The organism is Psychrobacter sp. PG1 (assembly GCF_014897815.1).
Taxonomy (GTDB): domain Bacteria; phylum Pseudomonadota; class Gammaproteobacteria; order Pseudomonadales; family Moraxellaceae; genus Psychrobacter.
In genome coordinates, this window is record NZ_JABUZG010000046.1 from 92,665 (window position 1) to 119,301 (window position 26,637).

A 26,637-nucleotide genomic window follows, 5' to 3' on the forward strand; every position below is an offset into this window, starting at 1 on the left:
AGACTTTTTTATTAGGCTTGGTCAGCTATTCGCTCTCAGTATTTTCGCCAGCATCAATGCGCAATAGCTCATCACCATCAGCGACCAAATCACCGGCTGCAAATAGCAATTCTGCCACCACCCCATCCGTCGGTGCAGTAATGGTATGCTCAATTTTCATCGCTTCAATGACAGCTAATGGCTCACCTTTTTTCACGGTATCGCCAACAGCTACTTTGAATGCAACCACTTGTCCTGGCATTGGTGACTTCAAGCTACCAACCGCGGCAGACTCTTCGCCCACATGTGCCATAATATCAACAAGCGTAATCTCGTCACGACCACTGTCTGTGAACACATAGACCGTCTCATTATTCACCCAGCTTTGCGCACTAGTACGTGCACCATCTAACCATAACGTATGATTATTTTCGTCACTGCTAACATAGCTCACTTGACCTTCATAAACTGTTTCGGTCTGAGCAGCTACGTTAATATTGCTATTATCCTGCGTGTTAGCGATTTCTTTTTCGATAGCGAGCGTAAAGCTGCTCGACTTGTCACTGCCTTTTTTACTATCAGAACAACTTGCATTATGCCAGTTGCTCATGCGGGCAGTATAAGCACTCTCATCATAAACCAAGCTAAATGAACGAGTATAATCGCTATAAGCACGGAAGCCTGTAGGTTTGCTAAATGGATCAATATCTGACTCTTGCATTGCAATCTCACTCGCAAGCTGACGAGTAATGACGGTCACAACGAGCGTCGATAAAGCTAAAGGCTGCTGATTAAAAATCGCATCACGCTCGTGCTCAATCAATGCCGTATCGAGATTGGCTTTGCTAAAAGACTCTGTATTTAAGATATAGCGTAAAAATGCCGCATTATTCGGCAAACCCACGATACGCGTTTGCGCAAGTGCTCGATCGAGCTTGGCTAATGCTTGCTCTCGCGTTGGCGCATGCACGATAAGCTTGGCAATCATAGAGTCATAGAACGGGCTAATCACATCACCTTCGCGCACACCATCATCGATACGTACGCCAGTACCATTTTTATCAATCATAAAGGTGCTATGTTCAGGTTTCTGATACGTGAACAACGTCCCTGTCGCTGGCAAGAAGTTATTGTCAGGGTTTTCAGCACAGATACGCGCCTCGATAGCATGACCGTTGATAGTCAGATCGTCTTGCGTTTTTGGCAATGGCTGACCCGCAGCAACCAACAGCTGCCACTCGACCAAATCGACACCAGTAATCGCTTCACTGACTGGGTGCTCAACCTGCAGGCGTGTATTCATTTCCATGAAATAAAAATTCATAGAATCTTCACGCTGCTCAACGATGAACTCAACCGTGCCTGCGCCGACATAATCAACTGCACGAGCTGCTTCGATGGCAGCTGTTCCCATCGCCTCACGCATCGCAATGTCAACACCTGGTGCGGGCGCTTCTTCTAATACTTTTTGGTGGCGGCGCTGTACGGAACAATCACGCTCAAATAAATGCACATAGTTGCCATGCGTATCGCCAAATACTTGGATTTCGATATGGCGCGGTTTTAAGGCGTATTTTTCAACCAACACTTTATCATCAACGAAGCTGGTAATGGCTTCACGGCGACATGAGTCTAATAAATCCACAAAGTCGCTACTTTGCTCGACGATACGCATGCCTTTACCGCCACCACCTGCACTGGCTTTAATCAAGACAGGATAGCCAATGGCGTCTGCCTGCTGCTGCAGAAATTCTGCGTCTTGATTGTCACCATGATAGCCCGGTATCAGTGGTACGCCTGCTATCTCCATCAACCGCTTGGATTCAGATTTGCCGCCCATGGCGCGGATAGCATCAGCCGATGGACCGATAAATACCAGTCCTGCATCCTGACAAGCTTGCGCAAAGTCAGCATTTTCGCTTAAAAACCCATATCCTGGATGGATTGCTTGAGCACCAGTTTCAAGCGCTATCGCGATAATCGCGTCACCTTTTAGATAGCTGTCTTTTGGTGCCGAACCGCCCAAATAGATCGCTTCATCACAGACAGCCACATGCTTGGCTTCGCGATCCGCATCAGAGTAAACAGCGACGGTGCTAACACCAAGACGCTTAGCAGTCGCGGCCACTCGGCAAGCAATTTCACCACGGTTGGCAATTAGAATTTTAGAAAACATAACTATCCCTGTGTGTTATCGTTTTTATTTGAGGTCTTGTCTACTTACTCATTTATCTCTCGTGCATTATCAATCTGCCGTCAACCAATTGGGCTTACGTTTTTGCAAAAAGGCTTGCACGCCCTCTTTGCCTTGCTCTGATGAGCGGATATCAGCGATGCCTTTTACCGTATCAGCAATCAGCTCATCAGTGATGGGCGCACCAGCGACATCGTGTAATAGCTGCTTGCAAGTTTTGACTGCATCAGGGCTATTTTTGACGATTTTGCTACAAAATATAGCGACCTCATCAGCCAGCCACTCTTCGCTAACACGCTCATGAATAAAACCCAGCTGCCGTGCCTTTTTGGCATCAAATACTTCAGCACTTAAGAAATAACGCTGCGACGCTCTAGCACCTAGCGCTCGAATGACATAAGGGCTGATAGTCGCAGGGGCTAAGCCTAAACGCACTTCGCTGAGGCAGAAGTTAGCAATTTTAACGGCGATGGCCACATCACAAGCAGCGACCAGACCCATGCCACCAGCATAAACATCACCTTGAATAGCAGCAACTGTTGGCTTAGGGCATTCATAAATAGTTTTGAGCATTTGCGCCAATTTGTCCGCGTCTGCTAGATTCTCTTCATAGCTATAATCTGCCATGGCACGCATCCAATTCAAATCAGCACCTGCACAGAATGCTTTACCAGCCGCAGCTAGCACAATGACACGTACCTCATCATCAGCGCCAAGCGTATTGAATGCATTGGTCAGCTCAGCAATCATGTCATCGTTAAAGGCATTACGTATCTCAGGACGGTTTAACGTCACCGTAGCCACGTGCTGTTCCACTTTAACCAATAAGCTTTTATAATTTTTATCACTGTCTTTTTGCATAACTTTCTCTATATTTTTATGTAAATATTTAAACAAACGCTTGGTCAATCCATAATAATATTAATACAAGGAAACCGAATGTAGATGTACAAATCGCACTTCAAATGAGGTTGACGCAGTAGTCGCTTATTATGGGAAGGCCTGAAAATGCTTACATTCTAAAAACACCAAAAGTCGTCTCTTCGATCGGAGCGTTATAGGCAGCGCTTAACCCTAATGCCAATACATGTCGCGTATCGGCAGGATCAATCACGCCGTCATCCCACATGCGCGCGGTGGCATAATATGGGTGACCTTGCTTTTCATACATATCGAGAATCGGCGCTTTAAATGCGGCTTCATCATCATCACTCCATGCCTCGCCTTTACGATCAAAGTTATCACGCTTGACCGTTGCCAATACTGATGCTGCTTGCTCGCCGCCCATCACTGAAATGCGCGCATTTGGCCACATCCATAAAAAGCGCGGACTATAAGCGCGGCCACACATGCCGTAGTTACCAGCACCAAATGAGCCACCGACAATGACCGTGAACTTTGGCACTTTTGCATTGGCGACTGCCATGACCATCTTGGCACCATGACGCGCAATGCCTTCGTTTTCATATTTGCGGCCGACCATAAAGCCAGTGATGTTTTGCAAAAATACCAATGGGATTTTGCGTTTGCAGCACAGCTCAATAAAGTGCGTGCCTTTTTGCGCTGACTCACTAAATAAGATACCGTTGTTGGCAATGATACCGACTGGCATCCCTTCGATATGAGCGAATCCGCAGACTAGCGTCGTGCCAAAGCGGGACTTGAATTCATCAAAAGCACTGTCATCGACGATACGAGCAATAATTTCTTTGATATCAAATGGCTTTCGCTTATCGGTTGGAATGACGCCATATAGCTCTTTGGCATCATAGCGCGGTGGACGTGGTTTGATTTGATTGGGCACTTGCTTCGCAGGACGATTTAGATGGCTAACGATGTTGCGCGCAATTGACAACGCATGGGTATCACTCTGTGCTAAGTGATCGACAACCCCAGACAGACGGGTATGCACATCCCCGCCGCCCAAGTCTTCGGCAGTAACTTCTTCGCCTGTCGCCGCTTTGACCAATGGTGGACCACCCAAAAAGATGGTGCCTTGGTCTTTGACGATAATAGACTCGTCACTCATCGCTGGCACATAAGCCCCGCCAGCCGTACAACTGCCCATGACCACAGCAATCTGTGGAATACCTGCCGCACTCATATTGGCCTGATTAAAAAAGATGCGACCAAAGTGCTCTTTATCGGGGAACACGTCATCTTGATTGGGCAAGTTAGCGCCACCTGAATCCACCAAATAGACACAAGGCAAATTGTTTTCTTGCGCGATTTCTTGCGCACGCAGATGTTTTTTGACCGTCATTGGATAATAAGTGCCGCCCTTTACCGTGGCATCATTACAGACGATCATACACTCAATACCATTGATACGACCGATACCCGCAATCACACCAGCAGCGGGAATCTCTTCGCCATACATGTCATGTGCTGCCATCGGAGCCACTTCTAAAAATGGCGTACCCACATCTAATAAACGCTCGACACGCTCACGAGGCAAGAGTTTACCACGGGCTAAATGCTTGGCACGGGCACGCTCTGAACCGCCTTGCACAACTTTACGTAAGTGACCATATAAGTCATCAACCACCGCTTGCATTGCGGCACTATTTTGCTGAAAGTCGCTTGAGTTTGGACTCAGTTTACTGGTTATGATAGCGCTCATGATATCCCTTTTCTTTAATGCGTAAATGCAAGTGGCTTCTTTATCTTATGCTTTATTTTAGCTTTTACTTATATATCTTATTCATAAAATAACAGATAAGAGTGGTTAAATTTCTATAAACCCAGCTCTTCTTTCATCTGCTCAATGATTTTATATTTCTGAATTTTTCCAGTGATAGTCATCGGATATTCAGTGACAAAGCGATAATAAGTCGGCACCTTATAATGGGCAATATGCTCGCTACAGAACTCGCGAACTTCCTCTTCGGTTAAGCTGTCTGCTTCTTTAGGAATAATCCATGCCGCGAGTACTTCGCCATATTTTTTATCAGGAATACCGACGATTTGTACATCACGAATCTTCGGATGACGATACAGATAATTCTCGATTTCGACGGGATAAATATTCTCTCCGCCACGAATGACCATGTCTTTACTACGACCAACGATTTTGACATAACCGTCCTCATCCATCGTAGCCAAATCACCGGTATGCATCCAACCGTCTTGGATGGCTGCGCGGGTTTTGAAGCGACTGCCCCAATAGCCTTTCATTACTGAATAACCGCGTGTCAGTAACTCACCGGTCTCGCCCAATGCGACAATCTCACCCGTTTCAGTATTGACGACTTTGACTTCAAGTGCAGGCTGTACCAATCCTACAGTCGATACTTGCTTATCAAGCGGCGTATGTTCATTGGTCTGGCAAGAGACTGGACTGGTTTCAGTCATGCCGTAAGCGATCGTCACTTCACTCATATGCATCTCATCGATGACACGGCGCATGACTTCAATCGGACAACTAGAGCCTGCCATGATGCCAGTACGCAAAGTCGATAAATCAAAGTTTTTAAACTCCGGATGGTCAAGCTCAGCGATAAACATCGTTGGCACACCATGTAGACCCGTACACTTCTCTTCTTCAACGGCTTGTAATACGGTCAATGGCTCAAAACCATCGTTCGGATAGACGATACAACCGCCATGCGTCAGAATCGCCAAGTTACCAAGCACCATACCAAAGCAATGATATAAAGGCACTGGAATACACAGTCTATCTTCTTCGGTAAGGTTCATAGCCTCACCGATGAAGTAACCGTTATTTAAGATATTGCGATGGCTTAAGGTTGCGCCTTTTGGCGTACCAGTCGTGCCACTGGTGAACTGCACATTGATAGCATCCGTATTTTTGAGCTGGGCTTGGCGCTCCGCAACCCGTGGATCGTTGGCATCGCCTTCCGCCATCCATGCAGAGAATTTCTGCATAAAGCCAAAGGTTTCTTCACTGTCAGGCTCATCAATCCAAATGATACGCTCAATGGTTGGAATCTCGACCAAATCAAGCTGGGTATAGTCTTTATGGTAAATCTCAGGACACAGTTCACTGATGAGACTGGCGTAATCGCTGGTTTTAAAATGACGCATGAGCACAAGCGCCGAGCAGCCCAATTTATTCAAGGCATATTGCAGCTCAAAGGTACGATAGGCAGGGTTGATATTGACCAGAATGACACCGACTTTTGCCGTCGCTAATTGCATCAGCAGCCATTCAGCATTGTTATGCGACCAGATACCAATGCGATCGCCGATTTCCAGCCCCATCTCAATCATACTACTGGCCAGCTGATTGACTTGCTGTTGTAGCTCGCGGTAGGTCCAGCGGATATTTTGATGGCGAGAAATCAAAGCTTCACGCTCTGGATACTTGGATACAATTGCATCAAAAAAGTCACCGATGGTCGCTTCAATGAGCGGCACATCAGAACCTTTATCATAGCTTTGGGTAAGCGGTGCATTTGCTGAGCGTGCGCCCATATTAATACTAGGAATGCTGTTTAGAATAGTATCAAAATCAATTTTAGTCGCATCAAAATCAGAAGTTTGCGTCATAACGAGTCCTTTCGTTTTACTTTTTATGGTGCTTATTAGTCACCTATCACCGATTCATTCTTCCTTGAACAGGTCTTAACTAGCGTTAGCTACTATACCGTCTTAAATCGAAGACTGTCAATAATAGTAATACAATATGTATCATTTAAAATGATAATATGCGATAAATTCATCAGTCATAATTAAGTGACGAATTTCCTGAATGACTTAAATCAAAAAAACCAGCCCTATCATATATAGAAAAAAGCTGGCTTTTCCAGTGATGAATAGTCTCAAATCACTCTAGACCTAACTCCTCTATCATTTTTTCGACGATTTTATACTTCTGAATTTTACCAGTGATGGTCATTGGATATTCATCAACGAAACGAAAGTAGGTCGGCACTTTATAATGAGCAATATGGTCACAACAAAACTGCCTTATCTCTTCTTCGCTTAAGCTATTTGGCTCTTTTGCAATAATCCACGCCGCAAGTACCTCACCGTACTTTTTATCAGGAACACCAACAATTTGTACATCGCGAATCTTCGGATGACGATAGAGATAGTTTTCGACTTCGACGGGATAGATATTTTCGCCGCCGCGAATGACCATGTCCTTGCTACGTCCCACCACAGTGATGTAGCCATCTTCGTCCATTACCGCCAAATCACCCGTATGCATCCAGCCATCAGTAATCGCCGCGCGTGTTTTAAAGCGGCTGCCCCAATAGCCTTTCATCACCGCGTAGCCATAAGTGAGTAATTCACCCGTCTCTCCAATCGGGACGACATCACCCGTTTCAGTGTCGACAATTTTGACCTCAAGCGCGGGCAGTACCATCCCTACGGTAGAGACTCTTTTTTCAAGGGGCGTCTGCGAGCTGGTTTGACAAGAAGCTGGACTGGTCTCGGTCATGCCATAAGCAATCGTCACCTCGCTCATGTGCATTTTATCCATGACGCGGCGCATAACCTCAATCGGACAGCTAGAGCCGCCCATGATACCAGTGCGTAAGCTGGTCAAGTCAAAACTGTCGAAGTCTGGATGATCGAGCTCTGCGATAAACATCGTCGGTACCCCAAGCAGAGCGGTACATTTTTCCTCTTCCACCGTTTGCAATACCGTTAGCGGATCAAAACCATCGTTGGGATACACCGCGCAGCCACCATGGGTCAAAATAGCTAAGTTACCACCCACCATCCCAAAGCAGTGATAAAGTGGTAATGGAATGCATAGCCTATCTTCCTCTGTCAGCCTCATACCTTCGCCAAGGAAGTAGCCATTATTCAGGATATTTCGATGCGTTAAAGTAGCGCCTTTGGGTGTACCCGTTGTCCCACTAGTAAACTGTACACTAATAGCATCGGTATTCTTTAGCTGGGCTTGGCGCGCAGCTAAACGAGGGTCGTTTGCGTTACCCTCTACCATCCAAGCAGAGAATTTTTGCATAAAATTAAAATTCTCATCGCTTTCTGAGTCGTCAATCCAAATGATGCGCTCAATCGTTGGAATCTCGACCAAGTCTAATTGCTGATAGTTCTTATGATAAATCTCAGGACAAAGCTCACGAATCATTTGTGTATAGTCGCTGCTTTTGAAATGACGCATCAATACCAATGCCGAACAGCCTAGCTTATTCAGTGCATATTGCAGCTCAAAGGTACGATAAGCAGGATTGATATTGACGAGGATAACGCCGACTTTCGCAGTTGCTAATTGCATCAGCAGCCATTCAGCATTATTGTGTGACCAGATACCGATACGATCGCCAATCTCCAGCCCCATCTCAATCATGCTACTTGCCAGCTGATTGGCTTTTTCCTGTAGCTCGCGGTACGTCCAGCGAATATTTTGATGACGAGAAACCAAGGCTTCACGATCAGGATATTTATTGACAATCGCATCAAAAAAATCACCGATTGTCGCTTCAATCAGCGGCACATAAATGCCTTTATCATGGCTTTGGGTGAGTGGCGCATTTGCTGAACGCACGCCTACATTAACTTTGGGGATATTATTGAGAATACTGTTATTAGGCGTACTTTCATTAATAATGCTGTCAAAATCGGTAATCTGAGTCATCACGAGTCCTTTCGTTTTGCTGTTTAATGTTTGTTATCAGAGCGGTAATAGACTACAAAGGTAAATGTCATATTCTTCCTTGAATATCCTCTGTCACCATAGACTATAATTAAATCAAGCCCTAACCAATATAGCCTCTTAAATGAAAGCCTGTCAATAATATTGATACAGGACGTATCGATTACTATTGCTGCGCCATCTTATTAAGTTGATTATTTATATAAAAGATGCGATAGACATAAAAAAGCCAGTGCTGCATAAAGATGGCAACACTGGCTATGATTTAGAGCTTTTTTAATCTTTAAGCTTTAGGGTTGGCAGGCGATTTAATCGTTACCGTTGCGCTGACTTCATCACTATCATTTAGCAAGTCCATGACCAATTCTTCATTACTTTCTGTCTTGACTTGCCAATTACCAGTCGCTTTTGGCACACCTGTCACCATGACGGAGATTGCTTTGTTTTTTAGACGAATCATTGGCGGTTTATGCTCATAGCCATTATGATCTAGACCCAACACATCATCAGCAATGGTAGCAGCCTGCGCGCGTAATGGGGCGACATAGCGACACGGTACACCATCGATAGACATACAGTCACCAATCGCATAAATATTGGCTGTACTGGTACGCAAGGTCGGCGCATCCACCACGATCCCAGTGCGACGGTCAAACTCGACACCAGCTGCGGTAGGCAGTTTGTCATCGACCGTCAGACCGGTACTGGCAATCACATGATCTACGATGAGCGGTTCAATTGGCTCAGCAGTACTGCTGTCTGTTGCTGATGCTGATGCTAGCGCCTCATAACTGACCTGCAGTTTTCCATCACTGATACGAGTAATAGCAGATACCTGATACCCTCCTAAAAAGTTAATCCCTTGCGACTTGACCGCTTGGGCGATACGAGAAGTTGCTTTTGGCGGTAGCATTTGTGATAGTGGTGCATCGTTTAAATCAATGAGCGTCACTTGATGACCCGCTTTTAATAAGTCTTCTGCAATCTCCGTCCCGACCATACCTGCACCAACGATAGCGACGTGCTGACTGCCAGTTGCTAGCTTTTCTTGCAACTGTCCAAAGCGCTCAATATGATTGACATGCCAGACTAGTTCCTCTGGCAAGCTTTTTGGGAAGATAGGATGCGCACCCATCGCTAGTACCAGCTTATCATAGCCAATCGTGGCGTAATTGGTATAAACGGGATCTGAGCGCAGCGCAGAGATAAGCTGCAACTGTTGAGTGGTCGTATCAACATCCGTCACTTGCGTGTTGGCAAGTAGCTTAACATTTGTAGCTTCTGCGGCATCAATGCCCGTTGCTCTGACCAAATCTGCCGCACTTTTCTTTTGGCTAATCGCCATGGTCAGCATTGGCTTGTGATAACGATCGCCACTGTCGGCAGTAATTAAGGTAATCGGAATGTCTTTGTCTTTTGCACGAATGGCATCAATCACATGCCAGCCTGCCAAACCTGCACCAATAATGACGATACCGTTGTTTGATACTTCTGAGTTTTCAGCGCTCATATTAGCTCCCATATAGATAAGCAATTATTTTAATTGTTAGAATATTGACCGCTATTGTATCAGTAAACAGCCATACACTCATCTACTCACTTATATAGCCAACCATATCAACATCACGGTCAAATGCATCAAGCTATCACGCACAAAAAAGCGCCTATAAATAGACGCTTAGTATTATCATAGAGCTATATAATAAGAGCTACATAAATGGTTAGTGATTCAAAATCTTCGATAAGAACAGTTGCGCGCGATCACTTTTTGCCCCTTCAAAAAACTCATCCTTACTACAGTTCTCGACAATATGACCTTCGTCCATAAAGATAATACGGTTGGCTACCTGACTGGCAAAGCCCATTTCATGGGTCACACACATCATGGTCATGCCATCACGAGTCAACTCGACCATGACATCAAGTACTTCTTGAATCATCTCAGGGTCAAGCGCAGAGGTCGGCTCATCAAAGAGCATCGCTACAGGATCCATTGCCAGCGCGCGTGCAATTGCAACACGCTGCTGCTGACCACCCGATAGCTCCGCGGGATACTTCGCGGCCTGTACCGTTAGTCCAACACGATCTAAATACGCCATAGCTTTTTGCTTGGCCTCGCTCTCTTTGCGACCCAATACTTTTATTTGCGCCACTGTCAAATTATCAATGATAGTCAAATGCGGAAACAGCTCAAAATGCTGAAAGACCATGCCGACACGGCTGCGTAATTTTGGCAGATTGGTTTTTGCCGCACCAACTGAGATACCATTCACCATGATTCCACCTTCTTGAAAAGGCTCCAGTCCATTGACCGTCTTAATCAAGGTTGATTTACCACTACCTGATGGCCCGCACACGACAACGACATCACCTTTATGTACATGCGCCGTACAATCACTCAATACTTGAAAATCCCCATACCATTTGCTGACATCGGACATTTGAATGACCATCTCATCACTAGCATGACCATTGTTAGTGACCAGTCCGCCAAAGGCATTTAAGTATGTATCAGCTTTGCTCATCACTGGCTCCTAACCACATTGTTTTTAATAATCGTCATTTAAGAAAAGTTGAATCAACTACTCAACCAAAGCCTCAACACTCAAAAAGCGCAAGCCAAGATAAATATCTATCAAAATCGCAAACGCTTTTGCAATTGTTGTACACCCACGGAGGCACTGACACTGATGATGAAATACACCGCACCCGCACCCAAAATGTAAGGCGTCAGCAAACCCATCAACTCACCGCGTACATAGGCGGCGCGGAAAAAATCTGTCAAACCAATAGCGAAAACCAACGTTGTATCTTGGAATAAAATAATACACTGCTGCAAGATTAGCGGCAGCATTTTGCGAAAGGCTTGTGGCAAAATAACCAGACGCATGGTCTGCCCATAAGTCATACCCAGCGCTTTGGCGGCATTGACCTGCCCACTACCAATCGATTGAATACCAGCACGCACCACCTCTGAAAAGTAAGCGGCTTCAAACATCATAAAAGCAACCACACAAGAGGCAAAAGCAGCATCAAGTTGTAAGTACTTACCCGCTATCCAAAAATAAATCATCGGTACGGCAAAGTAAAACCACAGTAGCACCAGTAGTAGCGGTACAGAGCGGAAGTAATTGACGTATAGCTTTGCTGGAATCTCAAGCGCTTTGATACCAGACAAGCGCATCAACGCCAATACCGTTCCTAAGCTAATACCACCAATAATCGCCAAAAACAGCACCTTTAAGGTGGTAATCATACCGCCCATCAAACCAGGATAGGCTGTTGCCAATTCGGTCATCATGTTCATTTTTGACCTCCTGCAATGAGCCCAGGTACACGCAGTTTGCGCTCAATTAACCCCATAATAGCAATCAACGATAAGTTAAATACTAAATAAATAATCGTCGCGTAGGTATAAATCTCGATGCTGTTTTGGGTGTATTCGCTAATAGTTTTGGTTTGACTAATCAGCTCCATTACCCCCACTAATGAGGCAACGGAGGCATTTTTAAAGCAGTTGGTCAGCTCAGAGCTAAGCGGTGGCAAAATGATACGAAAAGCCTGCGGGAGCAATACTTCTTTATAGACTTGCGGAATGCTAAAGCCCAATGCATAAGCAGCATTAATCTGACCTTCGGGCAACGACTCGATACCCGTACGCACCTGTTCGACGATACGAGCGGCGGTAAATAAGCCAAGACCGATACTGGCTGATAGCATGGCTGAAGTGTTGGGAGATAAATCCTTATACCACCATTCTTGAATGGTGGGCGTGAGCCAGCCAGGTGCAATATAAAACCAAAAAAACAACTGGACAAGCAGTGGAATATTACGAAAAAACGTCACATAAGCGGTGCCAATGGCACGAGCGGTCTTATTGGGCAAAGTGCGCATGATACCAAAGATAGTACCTACGACCATAGCGATGGCCCATGCGATACTACCAATCAATAGTAGCCAGCCAAGACCAGTAATCATCCAATGGATGTAAAGCTCATTACCGATACCAGTCTGCTCAAAGAGCACACCCCAGTTCCAGCTATAATTCATGGTTGTCTCTCCGAGCAGCGACTGAAAATCCTACGCGTCAGATTGACATCGATATCAGTCTGAACGCGTAAATAAGCTATGTTGCAGGACAATGATTACTGTGCAGTCGCAACTTTCGGCTGAGCACTATCATGCGGACTGGCAATCAAGGCTTTTAAGTTGTCAGACATCTCAAAGTTTAGATTGACGTTTTTTGGTGGGATTGGGTTCAAGAACCACTTGTCATAAATGCTATTGATTTCGCCTGAGCTAAAGACATTGGTCAGTGCTTCATCAACCACGGCTTTGAATTCAGGATCATCTTTACGCATCATACAGCCATAAATCTCAAACGATTGCGGCGTACCGACGATGACCCACTCATCAGGATTTTTTGCTTTGGCTTTTTCGCCAGCAAGTAGTACATCATCCATCATAAAGGCGTCAGCACGACCATTTTCTAACATCAAAAATGCTTCGCCGTGATCTTTTGCTGAAATGATATTCATATCCATTTTGTTATCATCATTGTATTGACGAATATAACGCTCTGAGGTCGTTCCTGCGGTGGTGACTAAGGTTTTACCTTTTAAGTCTTCGAAATCTTGAATGCCAGAGTCTTTTTTGGTCAATAAGCGCGTACCAATTTCAAAGAAACCGTTAGAGAAGGCGACTTGTTTTTGACGCTCTTCGTTATTGGTGGTTGAACCACATTCAAAGTCGACCGTACCGTTTTGTACCAAGGGAATACGTGTTTGTGAGGTAACAAGGTTATAACGGACGTTGAGGTCTGGCATGTTTAGCTTTTGCTTAACCGCTTCGACGACTTTCATTTCTAAATCGTGCGCATAACCAATCGGCTGATTTGGGTCGTCAGCGATATAAGAAAATGGAATAGAAGAGTCGCGGTGACCAACCACAATAGTACCCGAATCTTTGATTTTTTGTAGGGTACCGTTGGTACTTGCCGAGGCGTCTGTCGTCGTTGCACCATCTGTTGATGCCGCATCAGTAGTGGTTTGACTGCTATTATTACACCCTGCTAGACCTAGCGCCATAAAAGCTGCCAGAGTCAAAGGTTTAGAAAAAGACCTAGAAGATACATAACTCATGAGATACATCCTTTTATCACATTATCACAAGATTGAATGAATGCTTGGATGACACAGGTCTTATTCATTGACCTTATTGCCACGCATTCATGCGGTTGTTGCTGTTATTTATCACAATGCAACTTAATGTTACTGTACAACAAATTAGCGGGTGTGGGTAAGTTTTTTTTAATGAAGGCTATATTTTAAGGATATCGGGTTTATTACCGTCATAACTATCCAATAAAATAGATGAGATAATCAGTTAAACGCATCACTATTTTAAAGATGCCTACTGACCATTAGGGCGTGTCCTCATTTTAAAAATGGTGATAAAAATGAGATAAATTGCCGTCAAACAAGGAAAGTAGCGCAAATAATATCGAGATATTCATAAGCTATTTGACGATGTTTGGCAAAATTTAGCCATTTTTAGCCCATTTAGAAAGTAATCGATTGCATTGAGTACACGCCCTAACTATCAATAAATAGCTTTAATCTGTTAAACATTATCTAACAGGCAATTGATAAATCACGATGAATCCCCATAAAGTTTACAACTTCTTAATACTACCAATGACCTATGACACAAGATATCCAAGTCCCCAATACGGACAGCCAAAACGCTGGCAACCATAGTGACAATGACGTACGTCAGCGTTTCTTTATTGAAGATTCGCCCGTGCGCGGTGATGTGGTGCGTCTATCACGCAGCTATGCCAGCACGATTGCCCAAAAGCCTTATCCTGAAGCGATTAAGCGCTTATTGGGTGAAATGCTGACAGCCGCCAGTTTGCTTATCGGCACAGTCAAAATCGATGGTCATCTGTCCATTCAGTTGCAATCATCAGACAGCGATAGCTTGCTAAACTGGGCAATGGCAGAATGCGATCAAGACGGTATCATCCGTGCCCTTGCCAGCTGGAAGGCTGAGACTGATGAGCAAGTGCAGGCGTGGGAAAATATGACTCATGCCAAAGAAGCATTTGCTGAATTGGGTGCGATGGGTCAAGGTGTGTTATTTATTAACATTCAGCCTGAAGGCGGCGAACCCTATCAAGGCATCGTCGAGCGCAGCCATGACAATTTGGCAGACTGCTTAGCCCACTACCAAAAACAATCGGCGCAGATTCCAACCTTGATTAATTTGGCGTCTGATGGTCTGCAAGCGGGTGGAATGTTGGTACAAATGCTTCCTCGTACCGCTGAAGAAACCTATGAAGTCGAGCAAAACCAAGATGCGGGTATCGACGATGACTTATGGACACGTCTGAGCGTTTTGACGCGGACAGTGAAAGCTGAAGAGTTGACCACGCTTGATGCCAACGAAATCCTTTATCGCTTATATCATGAAGAAAAAGTCATCGCGCCCGACCCTGTTGCTTTATCATTTGGTTGCACCTGCTCACGCGAGAAGTGTGAGATGGCCATTGAGCAAATCGGTGAAGCAGAAGTCTTAGACATCATTGATGAGCAAGGCGGTAACTTTGAGATGGATTGCGGATTTTGTGGCGAGATGTATAAATTTAATAAAGACGATGTGACCACGATATTTTCTGAGTGATTAGAATTTAATTTGGTTCGCTTAGTAATAGAAAAACCCTCAAGTATGATGCTTGGGGGTTTTTTATGTTATGGCTCAAGTTTACGAATGGCGATATGACTGGTTTCGAGAATGCTTAATTGGCTACTTCATCCACTTCTGGGTAAGAATAGATACGAGGATTCAGCCCATACTTTGCATCATGGGCATCACCTAGTCGGTTATCCAATAGCCAAGCAATAATTTGCTCATGCACTCTATCACTGTAGATTAAATTCATGTGATTGACCCCATAAAAAATTGCCTTATGCCCCTCTGGTACTGCCAGCGTATGCTCTTCAGTATATTCGCCGAGTGCTGACTCTACTGAAACCAACCCGTCCCCAAGCAAACTTGTGGTCTTAGATTCATAATGCGTTTCAATCAAAGCTGCCGCCACTAAATAGGTATTCACATGCAAAGGCAAATGCGTGGGATGACGAAACTCTGCTGGCAGCACGCTGCGCCCTTCGGCGGACTCCCAGTCAGCATCGCGAATACTGCCATAACGTAAATCAATAATACCGGCGCTACGCAAGTCACCCAGTTTAGCCAATGATCCTGCAAACGGCAGCTTAGCAATTTTATCTTGAACAAAATGTCCAATCTGCTCCAAGCTTGCACCATGATGCGGCGAGCCTAAGGTGACGAGGTTGCCCACGCGTTTGACCCAGCTAAAACCTTGCTCTTTGCCGTAAAACAGCGCACTACGACTCAACAAACCGCCCATACTATGACCGATTAAATCTATCTGAGTAACGTCTGGATTATTCTCAACCAAATCTTGCAAGACTTTTGCAAAGCTACGTCCGTTGCTAGAAATACGCCGACCGGTATTGTAGTTTAAATACAGAACCGTCGCTTTTGGCAAGTGATTGACCAACGCTTCACCCAAATTGCTTTCTCCAGATACCTGCCAGCTCAAATGACTCATACAAAGCCCATGGCATAAGATAATAACACGCCCTGACAGCGCGCCACTGTGTACACGATTGTATTCATCGTATAGCACCATCGATACTGCCAATGGGTTGTGATGAGTGATAAGGTGATCGCCCATGACGCCATTTAGAATATTGACTAAGCGACGTAAGTTTTTGGGTAAAGGTTGTATTTTTTTGGGTTTAGAAACCGTGTTATAAAGACGCAGCCCTGAGGCAAGATTATTGCCCACCAATTGCATCGTATAACGCACCGTGCCATAAATCCGCCCTGTGATACCGCGCTGCCAGTGCTCAATATTGCCTTTATTAAACCGCCCTAAAGGACGCAGCAGAATCTCACGATGGATAGCCTCTACAATATCAGTGACTTCCACCACGCCCATCGTTGCCAACTGAGCCAAGCCTTCAAAAAAATCAACCAACGTAATGGGCTGATGCGGTTTGCTATAGCTGTTGTCCACCGTCTCGGCGCTCAGCTCATCGACATAGATATATTCAAGTTTCGCCAGCTCTTCATAGACATCGCCCTGAAAACCTTCACCAGTATCCGACTCAACAGCAGTTGGACGCCGAGTGGTGGCAAATAAATCATGAATGGTTTCTAAAGGTTTTGGACTGGGCATAGTGTTAACATATCAAGCAGTTGAAAGGATTTTCCATACTATCCTGTAATTGTCATAAACAGAAGAGAATGATTTAACTATCAAGTATCTTTATTGTCAAAGAAAGGCGCTATCCTTTAATATCAATGCTTGCATATTAATAACTATCCTCCAAAATACAAAATCCCAAGCCATGACTTGGGATTTATGTGTTGAGTAAGAAACATCATTACTCATGCAAATGTCTAACTAGACAAACGACTCTGCCAGTATGACATCGCCATCTTCGCGCGTAATCATCACGGTCGCTGAGCGCGGTGTACTGCCTCCAGCAATAGCGCCCCAAGTATTACCCGGATGCTGAATATTGATAAATAAGGTTTTAAAGTCAGGAGCCATGGTAATACCTGTGACTTCACAACCTTCAGGACCGACAAAAAAACGTTTGATATTGTCATTACTAGCAGGCATCCCAACTCGTGTTTGTTGTCCTGCTGAGGTCGTTATGGCTGTCCCATCACTGACTTTACCCGGCAGCGCCGCCAGTAACATACAACTGCTGGTATCGGTATAAGCGCCATCATCGGTCTGAATCCATAATACGCCACGCGGATCGAAGTACAAACCATCGGGAGAAGACAAATCATTGCTATCATTTAACTGTGACAAATTTTCTGCGGCCAGATCATAAGGCGTAGCAAACAGATAAATATCCCACTCAAAACTCATGGCCGCATGATCGCCACCTGCTTCTGCCCAGCGAATGATATGACCGTTGTCATTACCTGCCGCTTTTTCACCTGCCTGATAGCTACGCGGATTAGAGGCTGAGACAGGTTGATCTTCGCGTACGCCGCGGTATTTATTATTGGTCAATGTGACGTACACCTCACCCGTCATAGGGCTAACCGATACCCACTCTGGTCGATCCATTTTGGTGGCACCGACCACATCTGCTGCGGCACGAGCAAAAACCAGCACCTCATCTTGTCCATTAAAAGGCAATACCGTATTGGAAGCATCCAGTCCGTTTTGACTATGGACGAGTGCTTTCCATTCACCGCTGCCATCTTCATTAAAGATAGCAACATAAAGCGTGCCGTCATTCAAATACTTATCGCCCGCTTTTAAGCCACCGCCGATATCACTATTTGACCATGTGGCTTTGGAGACAAACTTATAAATATATTCGCCGCGAGCATCATCACCCATATAAAAGACCACCGGTTTGCCTTGTTCAACCGGAGCATAAGCACAATTTTCATGGGCAAAACGTCCCAGTGCCGTACGTTTTTGCGGCATAGAGTTTTGGTCAAACGGGTCAATTTCGGTGATATAGCCAAAGGTATTAAAGCCATTACGATAATCGTCAGCCGCACTGGTACCGACAGCGGTCATATCCCAGCGCGAAAACTCATCGGCTATCTTGGCATTTTTGGCTTCAGGTGTGTGCCACAGATACTCCCAACCTGGGAAATCCTCTGTTGCACCGTAGCGCTCGCGACCATAGTTTTGCCCATCACTTAATTGGCTAGCATCTTGCCCACGAGCAAACACCCCTAAAAAGTTCTCTTCGGTGGTCAGATAGGTGCCCCAAGGTGACAAACCTGCACCGCAGTTATTATTGATGCCGCGCGTCTGAAAACCTGTCGGATCAAACTTAGTCTTGACCAAATCAGAGCCAGCAACGGGCCCTGTTAACTGTGCCGTACTACTACTCGTGAGACGGCGATTATATTTCGAATCAGTCACCATCTCATAACCCTTACCATCAGTACGTTTGGTCATCTCGACCACTGCTACCCCATGGCAATTGACTTCTCGGCGCACATCGCTCGCAAGGCGACGGTTTTTAAATATCGGAGCAGCATTATCATCTTGGATCACATGATAGCCAAACGGACTCAGCTCACTGCTGTTTACATATTCATGATTCATCACTAGCAGCCCATTCTCTGCCGCTTTGGCATCATAAGCGCCGCCCTTTTTACCAAAGAACCACATGCCATCATGGTTATCACCCATGCGCCACTCGAATGATTCTGCCGACTGCTCTCGGTTGTCTTTCCAATCATCGATACCCGATATCAGCGGCGTACCCAGTGGTAATATCATCTCGGCTTTATAGCCTGCTGCCACACTCATCGTTTCGGCAGTTGAATGCGCCACTGCCGTAAACTTCAAAGTTTCGGGACGTTTGAGATCGCCCTGTGCAGGGATAGCCGCGTTATTATCAGTATTTTTGATAGGACTGCTATCATCGTCATCGCTACAGCCAACCAAAGGTAGCGCCCCAAAAAAAGCCGCCGCCGTCAATCCTGTGCCACCTTTTAGGATACTACGACGATTTAAACGACGACTAATAATGGTTTGAAAATCGATATTGTCAGTCGGATTAGAGTCTTCAACGACTTCATGGGCAAGTGGTTGTTTATTATTCAATAATGTCATTATCAGTCACCTTGCTATTAGGCTGGATTGGCGGAGAGTTGGGCGCGGCTTTACAATTATCACCACAAAAATATGAATTACGCCTAAGTCTACCGAGAGTTTATGACAGAACGTTGAAACATAGATGACAGTCTCATGACAACACTTTGTAAGCACTTCATAAAACGAAAAAAAATCCCAAGCGTTAACTTGGGATTTCATGATGGCGTCGCTGGATTTGACGACTGATAAAATAGTGCTGCTATAAAAACTTATTGAACCTGCGCCTGCCATTCATGGGCACCGAGCTGCAATTTTAACGCATCGCCTGCTTGTAATATGCCAACGCCGCTTGGCGTCCCAGTCATAATCACATCACCTGCTTGTAAGCTAAAGGCATGGCTAATCTCTGCCAGTAATTCATACACTGGAAATAGCATCAAAGCACTATCGCCATCTTGCTTCAACTCATCATTGATATAAAGCTGATATTCGACATGGCTAAAATCACCAAACGCTTGCGGATCAATCCAATCAGCAAGCACACAGGCACCATCAAAACACTTAGCACGCTCCCATGGATGACCTTTTTCTTTGAGCTTACTTTGCAAGTCACGTAAGGTCAAATCCAGCCCCAAGGTCACGCCACCTATCGCTTTCTGTGCTTGTTCAAGCGTGGCTGCCGATAAGTCTGCTGCTAATTGCACACACAGCTCAGCTTCATAATGAGTATCACCATATATCGCTGGATTGGGACGGACGATATCGTGACGCACACTGACCACTGACGATGCTGGTTTCATAAATAAGATGGGCGATTTTGGTATCTCATTGCCAAGCTCGCGGGCGTGTTCCGCATAATTACGGCCGACACAGACCACCTTGCCGATGGATGCACGTACGCTATCATTAACAGTGGCGATGCTCGCGTCATCATTGACGCTGGCAGCAATCGCATTGATTAAGGACATATGGGGTGATTGGCTCATACTAGGCACTCACAGCAGATTATTGATAGGTTGGTCATACATACTGCACTATCTGTCGCTATTTTTCTAGGGCTTATCTTCATTTTAAAAATAGTCATAAAAATGAGATAAATGGTAGTTAAACAAAAGAATAGCGGGTTAATATTAAGATATTAACCCGCTATTTCATTGATTTTTTTGGCCTTATTTTGAGCCAAACCATTAAGGTATGGTGTTGGTCATTACATCAGGCGGTACATAGCTTGCATGACGATTCATTCTTTTTTCAAACAATCTAAAGCTAAATAAAATTACCCATGACAATAAGAGATAAATAATACCAGCAGCAAAGAACAGCTCCATCAAGGTATAAGTACGCGCACTAATCGTACGGGCAACACCTGTGATATCCATCAAAGCGATGGTTGACGCTAGCGCACTGCCTTTTAGCATAAAGATCACTTCATTGCTGTAGGCTGGAATGACAATACCAAAAGCACGAGGTAAGGTAATACGCGTGAGTTTCTGCCATTTGGACATACCGATGGCATCAGCTGCTTCAAGCTCACCAACAGGAATAGTCTGAATGGCACCGCGAATGATTTCTGCCAAATAAGCACTGGTATTCATAGTAAAGGCAATGATAGCGCACCAATACGCCTGACTGAGTACGGGTTCCCATAAGAACGAATTGCGGACAGCTTCAAACTGTCCTAGACCATAATAAATCAAAAATATCTGTACCAGTAGCGGCGTGCCACGGAAGAAAAAGATATAAGCAAATGGTAATATCTGTACCAGCCAGTTCTTTGACAAGCGCAACTGCGCTAAAACCAAACCAAAAAATAAACCGATAATACCCGAGACAACAACCAGCTGCACGGTCAATACTGCCCCGTTAAGTAATTCAGGGATATTGTCAAAAATAACCTGCCAATTCCAATCCATAGTATCTCTCCTCTACCCTATGGTCGATTGACGGTGGGTTGACTGACGGCTCAGCTTTTTAGCATAGCGCGCCGCTGGATTGGCGCGCCATTCGAGCCACATCATAAAACCAGTAATCAACATGGTTAAACCCAGATAAATAATCGCTGCTGCCATATAAAAGGTGAATGGCTGCTGCGTTGATTGGGCGGCACGTGATGCCTGATACATGATGTCTTTGAGACCCACGACCGATACCAATGCAGTATCTTTGAGCAACACCAAAAACAAATTACCCAATCCTGGCAACGCAATCTGCCAAACTTGCGGCAAGGTAATGCGATAAAACGTCTGAAAAGGGCGCATACCAATCGCTTGCGCCGCTTCTCTCTGCCCTATCGGAATCTCTTGGATTGACATGCGAAAAATTTCAGTCGCATAAGCGCCAAACGCGATAGACAACGCCATCACGCCACCCCAAAAGGCACTGATCTCAACATATTCGTTATAGCCGAATTTTTTGAGAATCGTCATCAGCAGCATAGAGCCACCGTAATAGATGAACAGTACCAATAGCAACTCTGGAATACCGCGCATTGTCGCCGTATACACAGTCGCAATTTTACGCAGCAGCCAGACGTTGGACAGCTTAGCTGTGGCACCGAGCAGCCCTAAAGCCATGCCGATGACTAAACTGGTCATGGCAAGCTTGATGGTGACGGTAGCGCCGCTCAGTAGTAGCGCGCCAAATCCTTGTAAATCAAACACAATTATCCACTCAGTCTCTTTATATTAGCAATTTGCAAAATATGAGTTAAAAGAATCAGCATCAATAGCTGAGCGCTGCTAATAAACGTATTTTATACCAAATAGACCTTGGTATTTTGCGTCATAGATGGACGTCAAATCAATACAGTTATTGCGGCGGAAATTGACACAGTAGAAATGAGCGCTGATTTTATCATATTCGCTGCCAGCTATGTTAATACTCACACGTAAAAGCAGTGCTTAAATAGCCCCTTATCTTCTTAAAAATGCATTAAATCAGTCATATTTTTACAAACCGAACAGTCAACATTATAAGACCAAACTATTTTTTATAAAAAATAAAAAAAGGATACCGCTATTAAAGCAATACCCTTTCTACAAAGTGGAATCCAACTTAACCTACTAGACATCATCATTCTAACGGTTACGATGCAACAGTGCTAAACATATTTTAAGACTTATTCAGCAGGTTTTTCTGTCGGCTCAGTAGTGACCGTTGAGCTTGATACTGGAATCGCAAAATATTTTTGATTGATTTTATCGTAAGTGCCATTCGCTTTAATATTGACCAATGACTTATTGATTTTTGCTTGCAATGCATCGCCTGGGCGCACCGCGATGGCAAAATTATCATTGATGTCAATCTCTTGACCTTTGAGCGCATACTGACTGCCTGAGGTGGAGCCAAGCCATTCTAGCGCTGGCAGCTTATCAGACACCATCGCATCAACACGATTCGAGCCCAAATCCAAAAACGCATTACTTAGCGTGTCATAAAGCTTCATGTCAGCATTTGGATAAACCTTTTCTAACCACTGCGAAGAAATGGTCGAGCGCTGAGCGGCAATAGAATGCGCATTGATATCATCGCTATTACTGGGATCGAAGCTGCTGTCTTTTTTTGCCAAAAACACCAAGGTATTGCTAAAGTACGGCTCTGTAAAGCTGACTTGTTGCTCACGCTCAGGCGTCACCGACATAGCGGCCACAATCGCATCATACTTACCCGCTTTTAGACCCGGGATGATACCGTCCCAATCTTGCGCCGTGATTTCACACGTTACCTTCATATCGGCACAGATAGCGTTGGCAATATCAACATCAAAACCACCAAGGGTGCCATCCGCATTGGTATAGTTGAAGGGGGCATAAGCGCCTTCGGTACCAATACGTAACACATCACCCGTCGCTGCGGTCTCAGCGGCGTCTGGGCTGACATCATCATTTGCATCATTTGCATCATTTTGACCATTGCTACACCCTGCTAAGGTTAAAAGCGCCGCCATCGCAAGCAAGGGCGCTGAAAAACGTCGCGCCTTGATGCCATTGATAACGGATGCGTTCGCGATTGCACGGTGTTGGTCAAAATGGTTGTTCATGATCATCCTTGGGGTTTGTGAGTAAAGTAACACTCATCTCTATGAGTGAATATCGCCATACGTGACAGCCATATCAGCCGAGCACAGAGATGAGCTATGATATTAGTTAGTCGCCGCTTCAGCTGATTCTTCTTTTACTTCAACAGCATCATCACCTTCAACCACCATCACTTCTTTTACGTCGGTGGTTGCCACGGCTTTTTGCGCAGCAGCAGTAGAGCTGGTGCCAAAATAGCTGCCTGTGATTTGGTCATAAGTACCGTTTTCTTTTAATTCAGCCAACGCTTTATTGAACTTAGCGACCAATGGATCGCCTTTACGAAGCGCGATACCCATGGCATCTTCGTCGGTGCTGATTTCTTGTCCTTTCACTTCATAGTCTTTGCCAGCATCCGTTTTTAGCCAATCGATGCCAGTGACTTTATCGGACATCATTGCCCGTACGCGACCTGAAGTCAGATCCAGATACGCATTATCTTGGGTATCATAAAGCTTGATATCAGCATCTGCATGTTCATCCTGCAAGTACTGTGAAGCGACGGTTGAGCGCTGTGAGGCAATGGGCTGACCTTTTAATGCATCGACGCGAATGTCATCACCTTTTTTACCGATCAAGATAATGCCGGTGTGAAAGTACGGGTCAGTGAATTCAACCACTTCTTTACGCTCAGGCGTGATCGACATACCTGCGATAATTGCATCGAATTTTTGGGCATTTAGACCAGGAATGAGACCATCCCAATCTTGTGAGATGACTTCACATTTTGCTTTCATTTGTGCACACAGAGCGTCGACCAGCTCAATCTCATAACCAATTAACTTGCCATCAGCATCGGTATAACTGAACGGCTTATAGCTTGATTCGGTGGCAATTTTTATGTTCATAGGTGCATCGGCTGTGGTGTCAGCTGCCGCCCCATCTTCTGGCGTGGCGCTATTATTACAACCAGCCAGCATAAGCATCGCGGCACTTAATGGCGCAAGCCAAAGCGCCTTAGTTTTTAATGATGATGTCATTGATATTGTCATGTTTGCTATTCCTTCATTTTTCAATCAGAAGATTATTGACCAAAGTTCGCTTGCTCAAGACGGGCCAGCTCACCGTTACTACGGATTTCGCTGAGTGCTTTATTAAAGTCGTCTCTGAGTGCGTCACCTTTACGAACAGCAATGGCAATATTATCGTCATTGTCAATTTCGTCACCAACGATACCAAAGCCTTCAGGGTTGTCTGCCAACCATGATTTGGCAGAGACTTTTTCCGCCAATACCGCATCGCTACGACCAGACTTTAGATCCAGATAAGCATTGTCATAATTGTCATACAACTGCACAGTATTGCCGTCTTTGCCTTCATAGTTATCTTGTAAATAAGCGCCAGGCGTGGTTGAACGTTGACCACCAAGTGTCAAGTTTTTGATCGCCATAGGATCAAAACTGCCTTTGGTATCGGTCAGCCAAACCATCGTATTGGCAAAGTAAGGCTCGGTAAAGTCGACTTTTTCTTGACGCTCAGGTGTAATAGACATACCCGCAATCACTGCATCATACTTTTGTGCTAAAAGACCCGGAATAATACCATCCCAATCTTGAGCGACGATTTCACATTTGGCTTGCATCTGTTTACACAAGGCATTGGCAACGTCAATATCGTAGCCTGCCAAGCTGCCATCAGCATTGGTGTAGTTAAAAGGAGGGTAAGCACCTTCGGTCGCGATACGAATGGTCTTGCCAGCCGTTTCTGCTGCAGTGGCGTCAGTGTTGCTATCAGTAGTTTCATTAGCCGGTTGACTACAGGCGCTCAGCATCAATGCGGCGGTAACGGTCATCGATGACCACAATAGGCGAGAATTCGACATCATACATTCCTTAAATTCTGATGGGTTTTTAATGTAGGGTTCTGATATTTTGTTCTCTGACGTCCCTGCCAGACAAGCAATATAGATAGCAGAATACACAAGCAGCCGTCATTATCGACCACCTGTAAACCTTCTGATAATACCTGAGTAAAATATCAAAAACAAACGTTTTACATACCGACTGTTATTAACGAGTAATAAACGGTCAACGCTGCTTACTAAGCAGTAATTTTATGCTTAAAATAAAATGACGATAGGGTGGTAAGAATATTACCACCCCATTTTTGCATATAAAACGAATACTAAATACGAGGCTAGTTCTGACGATGCGATGCCATAAAGTCTTTGACACGCTCAGAGGTAGGATTATCAAAAACTTGCTCAGGCGTGCCAATCTCTTCAATCACGCCTTGATGCAAGAACACCACTTTGCTTGATACTTCTCTCGCAAAACGCATCTCATGGGTGACGATAAGCATAGTACGCCCCTCTTCTGCCAACTCACGCATGACAGCGAGCACTTCATTAACCAGTTCAGGATCTAAGGCTGAGGTTGGCTCATCGAATAACAGCACTTGTGGCTGCATGGCAAGCGCACGAGCAATAGCGACACGCTGACGCTGACCACCAGATAAATTCGCTGGATAGGCGTCTTTTTTATCAAGCAAACCGACTTTATCGAGTAGCTTTTCAGCATCGCTAATGGCTTGATCTTTTTTAATCTTTAAAACCTGCGTTGGTCCTTCGATGATGTTTTGCAAAATCGTTTTGTGCGGCCACAAGTTAAAGTTTTGGAAGACAAAACCCACGCGCGCGCGCAAGTTTTCCAATTGCTTAATATCGACCGCTTGCAGCTCACCTGACTTAGCAGGCTTGAGCATCAGCTCATCATTACCGATAATAATACGACCTTGATTGGGCTTTTCGAGCAAATTAATGCAGCGCAGCAAGGTAGATTTACCTGAGCCTGATGAGCCCAAAATAGAGATGACATCACCGTCATATGCGGTAAGGGACACCCCTTTTAGAACTGCCAATGAGCCATAGCTTTTATGGACGTCTTGTAAATCTAAGGCGATAGGCCGAGTCGGATCTTTTGCAATATCAAGCATGGTTCAGCAGACTTCCAATAAATATGAGTGAAAACACGAATAAAAATGAATAAAAAATAGCGGCATAGGCAGCATAAATAGTATCAGCATCAATCATAACATTATTGTGATAAGGCAATGATTCGTGACACAAATAGAAAAAATGTCACATTGTCTCTTATTACACAGCAAAAAGGCA

The 26,637-nt window shown here is 44.9% G+C and carries 20 protein-coding genes; 1 reads left to right on the top strand and 19 read right to left on the bottom strand.

What is annotated here, in order from left to right; all coding sequences use genetic code 11:
* Positions 1–25 precede the first annotated feature (25 nt).
* The 10 genes from INT03_RS04025 to INT03_RS04070 all read right to left on the bottom strand — a co-directional run bounded on the left by INT03_RS04025 (position 26) and on the right by INT03_RS04070 (position 13,909).
* On the bottom strand, positions 26–2,155 hold the full coding sequence (locus INT03_RS04025; RefSeq protein WP_193007739.1) for an acetyl/propionyl/methylcrotonyl-CoA carboxylase subunit alpha: 2,130 nt from the start codon (positions 2,153–2,155) through the stop codon (positions 26–28).
* A gap of 69 nt (positions 2,156–2,224) precedes the next feature.
* Complete coding sequence (locus INT03_RS04030; protein ID WP_193007740.1) at positions 2,225–3,034, bottom strand: enoyl-CoA hydratase/isomerase family protein; 810 nt, start codon at positions 3,032–3,034, stop codon at positions 2,225–2,227.
* A gap of 151 nt (positions 3,035–3,185) precedes the next feature.
* On the bottom strand, positions 3,186–4,796 hold the full coding sequence (locus INT03_RS04035; RefSeq protein WP_193007741.1) for a carboxyl transferase domain-containing protein: 1,611 nt from the start codon (positions 4,794–4,796) through the stop codon (positions 3,186–3,188).
* Between the two features lie 113 nt (positions 4,797–4,909).
* Entirely contained in the window at positions 4,910–6,685 is a 1,776-nt protein-coding gene (locus tag INT03_RS04040) for an AMP-binding protein (RefSeq protein ID WP_193007742.1), read from the bottom strand.
* A 277-nt stretch (positions 6,686–6,962) separates the two neighbouring features.
* Positions 6,963–8,750 carry an AMP-binding protein gene (locus tag INT03_RS04045; protein WP_193007743.1) on the bottom strand — a complete coding sequence of 596 codons (1,788 nt, stop codon included), beginning with the start codon at positions 8,748–8,750 and terminating at the stop codon, positions 6,963–6,965.
* Positions 8,751–9,051: 301 nt separating this feature from the next.
* Complete coding sequence (locus INT03_RS04050; RefSeq protein ID WP_226950231.1) at positions 9,052–10,278, bottom strand: FAD-dependent oxidoreductase; 1,227 nt, start codon at positions 10,276–10,278, stop codon at positions 9,052–9,054.
* A gap of 211 nt (positions 10,279–10,489) precedes the next feature.
* Positions 10,490–11,221: an amino acid ABC transporter ATP-binding protein gene (locus INT03_RS04055; protein ID WP_045443837.1), complete on the bottom strand. Its 732-nt coding sequence runs from the start codon at positions 11,219–11,221 to the stop codon at positions 10,490–10,492.
* 182 nt (positions 11,222–11,403) lie between these two features.
* Entirely contained in the window at positions 11,404–12,075 is a 672-nt protein-coding gene (locus INT03_RS04060) for an ABC transporter permease subunit (protein WP_060490392.1), read from the bottom strand.
* Complete coding sequence (locus INT03_RS04065; RefSeq protein ID WP_055123453.1) at positions 12,072–12,818, bottom strand: amino acid ABC transporter permease; 747 nt, start codon at positions 12,816–12,818, stop codon at positions 12,072–12,074. The genes INT03_RS04060 and INT03_RS04065 overlap by 4 nt, the downstream gene beginning before the upstream one ends.
* 95 nt (positions 12,819–12,913) lie before the next feature.
* Positions 12,914–13,909, bottom strand: a complete 996-nt coding sequence (locus INT03_RS04070) for a glutamate/aspartate ABC transporter substrate-binding protein (protein ID WP_193007745.1) — start codon at positions 13,907–13,909, stop codon at positions 12,914–12,916.
* A gap of 562 nt (positions 13,910–14,471) precedes the next feature.
* On the opposite strand from INT03_RS04070, the gene INT03_RS04075 reads away from it, so the two are divergent.
* On the top strand, positions 14,472–15,452 hold the full coding sequence (locus INT03_RS04075; protein WP_193007746.1) for an Hsp33 family molecular chaperone HslO: 981 nt from the start codon (positions 14,472–14,474) through the stop codon (positions 15,450–15,452).
* 115 nt (positions 15,453–15,567) lie between these two features.
* On the opposite strand, the gene INT03_RS04080 is transcribed toward INT03_RS04075, so the two are convergent.
* The 9 genes from INT03_RS04080 to INT03_RS04120 form a co-directional block, all read right to left on the bottom strand.
* On the bottom strand, positions 15,568–17,037 hold the full coding sequence (locus INT03_RS04080) for an esterase/lipase family protein (protein ID WP_193007747.1): 1,470 nt from the start codon (positions 17,035–17,037) through the stop codon (positions 15,568–15,570).
* A 228-nt stretch (positions 17,038–17,265) separates the two neighbouring features.
* Positions 17,266–19,467, bottom strand: coding sequence for a PhoX family protein (locus tag INT03_RS04085; protein ID WP_193007748.1), 2,202 nt, complete (start codon positions 19,465–19,467; stop codon positions 17,266–17,268).
* A gap of 251 nt (positions 19,468–19,718) precedes the next feature.
* A complete protein-coding gene (locus tag INT03_RS04090; protein ID WP_193007749.1) occupies positions 19,719–20,435 on the bottom strand; it encodes a fumarylacetoacetate hydrolase family protein in 717 nt (238 codons plus the stop codon).
* 201 nt (positions 20,436–20,636) lie between these two features.
* A complete protein-coding gene (locus INT03_RS04095) occupies positions 20,637–21,362 on the bottom strand; it encodes an ABC transporter permease (protein WP_193007750.1) in 726 nt (241 codons plus the stop codon).
* A 12-nt stretch (positions 21,363–21,374) separates the two neighbouring features.
* The gene (locus INT03_RS04100) at positions 21,375–22,109 is read right to left on the bottom strand and encodes an ABC transporter permease (protein WP_193007751.1); all 735 of its coding nucleotides are present in this window, start codon (positions 22,107–22,109) and stop codon (positions 21,375–21,377) included.
* Positions 22,110–22,567: 458 nt separating this feature from the next.
* Positions 22,568–23,488 (bottom strand): ABC transporter substrate-binding protein, encoded by a 921-nt coding sequence (locus tag INT03_RS04105; RefSeq protein WP_226950232.1) that lies wholly within the window; start codon positions 23,486–23,488, stop codon positions 22,568–22,570.
* 102 nt (positions 23,489–23,590) lie between these two features.
* Positions 23,591–24,517 carry a transporter substrate-binding domain-containing protein gene (locus INT03_RS04110; protein ID WP_109590919.1) on the bottom strand — a complete coding sequence of 309 codons (927 nt, stop codon included), beginning with the start codon at positions 24,515–24,517 and terminating at the stop codon, positions 23,591–23,593.
* A 32-nt stretch (positions 24,518–24,549) separates the two neighbouring features.
* On the bottom strand, positions 24,550–25,350 hold the full coding sequence (locus INT03_RS04115; RefSeq protein WP_173936682.1) for a transporter substrate-binding domain-containing protein: 801 nt from the start codon (positions 25,348–25,350) through the stop codon (positions 24,550–24,552).
* A 311-nt stretch (positions 25,351–25,661) separates the two neighbouring features.
* On the bottom strand, positions 25,662–26,459 hold the full coding sequence (locus INT03_RS04120; protein WP_045443533.1) for an ABC transporter ATP-binding protein: 798 nt from the start codon (positions 26,457–26,459) through the stop codon (positions 25,662–25,664).
* Between the last annotated feature and the right edge of the window lie 178 nt (positions 26,460–26,637).

Bases quoted from the DNA above. Each gene is read 5' to 3' on its own strand.
- INT03_RS04120 (WP_045443533.1), bottom strand. From the start codon at position 26,459: ATGCTTGATATTGCAAAAGATCCGACTCGGCCTATCGCCTTAGATTTA.
- INT03_RS04080 (WP_193007747.1), bottom strand. From the start codon at position 17,037: ATGCCCAGTCCAAAACCTTTAGAAACCATTCATGATTTATTTGCCACC.
- INT03_RS04045 (WP_193007743.1), bottom strand. From the start codon at position 8,750: ATGACTCAGATTACCGATTTTGACAGCATTATTAATGAAAGTACGCCT.
- INT03_RS04025 (WP_193007739.1), bottom strand. From the start codon at position 2,155: ATGTTTTCTAAAATTCTAATTGCCAACCGTGGTGAAATTGCTTGCCGA.
- INT03_RS04055 (WP_045443837.1), bottom strand. From the start codon at position 11,221: ATGGTCATTCAAATGTCCGATGTCAGCAAATGGTATGGGGATTTTCAA.
- INT03_RS04095 (WP_193007750.1), bottom strand. From the start codon at position 21,362: ATGGATTGGAATTGGCAGGTTATTTTTGACAATATCCCTGAATTACTT.
- INT03_RS04115 (WP_173936682.1), bottom strand. From the start codon at position 25,350: ATGATGTCGAATTCTCGCCTATTGTGGTCATCGATGACCGTTACCGCC.
- INT03_RS04070 (WP_193007745.1), bottom strand. From the start codon at position 13,909: ATGAGTTATGTATCTTCTAGGTCTTTTTCTAAACCTTTGACTCTGGCA.
- INT03_RS04040 (WP_193007742.1), bottom strand. From the start codon at position 6,685: ATGACGCAAACTTCTGATTTTGATGCGACTAAAATTGATTTTGATACT.
- INT03_RS04065 (WP_055123453.1), bottom strand. From the start codon at position 12,818: ATGAATTATAGCTGGAACTGGGGTGTGCTCTTTGAGCAGACTGGTATC.
- INT03_RS04085 (WP_193007748.1), bottom strand. From the start codon at position 19,467: ATGACATTATTGAATAATAAACAACCACTTGCCCATGAAGTCGTTGAA.
- INT03_RS04075 (WP_193007746.1), top strand. From the start codon at position 14,472: ATGACACAAGATATCCAAGTCCCCAATACGGACAGCCAAAACGCTGGC.
- INT03_RS04090 (WP_193007749.1), bottom strand. From the start codon at position 20,435: ATGAGCCAATCACCCCATATGTCCTTAATCAATGCGATTGCTGCCAGC.
- INT03_RS04030 (WP_193007740.1), bottom strand. From the start codon at position 3,034: ATGCAAAAAGACAGTGATAAAAATTATAAAAGCTTATTGGTTAAAGTG.
- INT03_RS04105 (WP_226950232.1), bottom strand. From the start codon at position 23,488: ATGAACAACCATTTTGACCAACACCGTGCAATCGCGAACGCATCCGTT.
- INT03_RS04050 (WP_226950231.1), bottom strand. From the start codon at position 10,278: ATGAGCGCTGAAAACTCAGAAGTATCAAACAACGGTATCGTCATTATT.
- INT03_RS04110 (WP_109590919.1), bottom strand. From the start codon at position 24,517: ATGACAATATCAATGACATCATCATTAAAAACTAAGGCGCTTTGGCTT.
- INT03_RS04060 (WP_060490392.1), bottom strand. From the start codon at position 12,075: ATGAACATGATGACCGAATTGGCAACAGCCTATCCTGGTTTGATGGGC.
- INT03_RS04035 (WP_193007741.1), bottom strand. From the start codon at position 4,796: ATGAGCGCTATCATAACCAGTAAACTGAGTCCAAACTCAAGCGACTTT.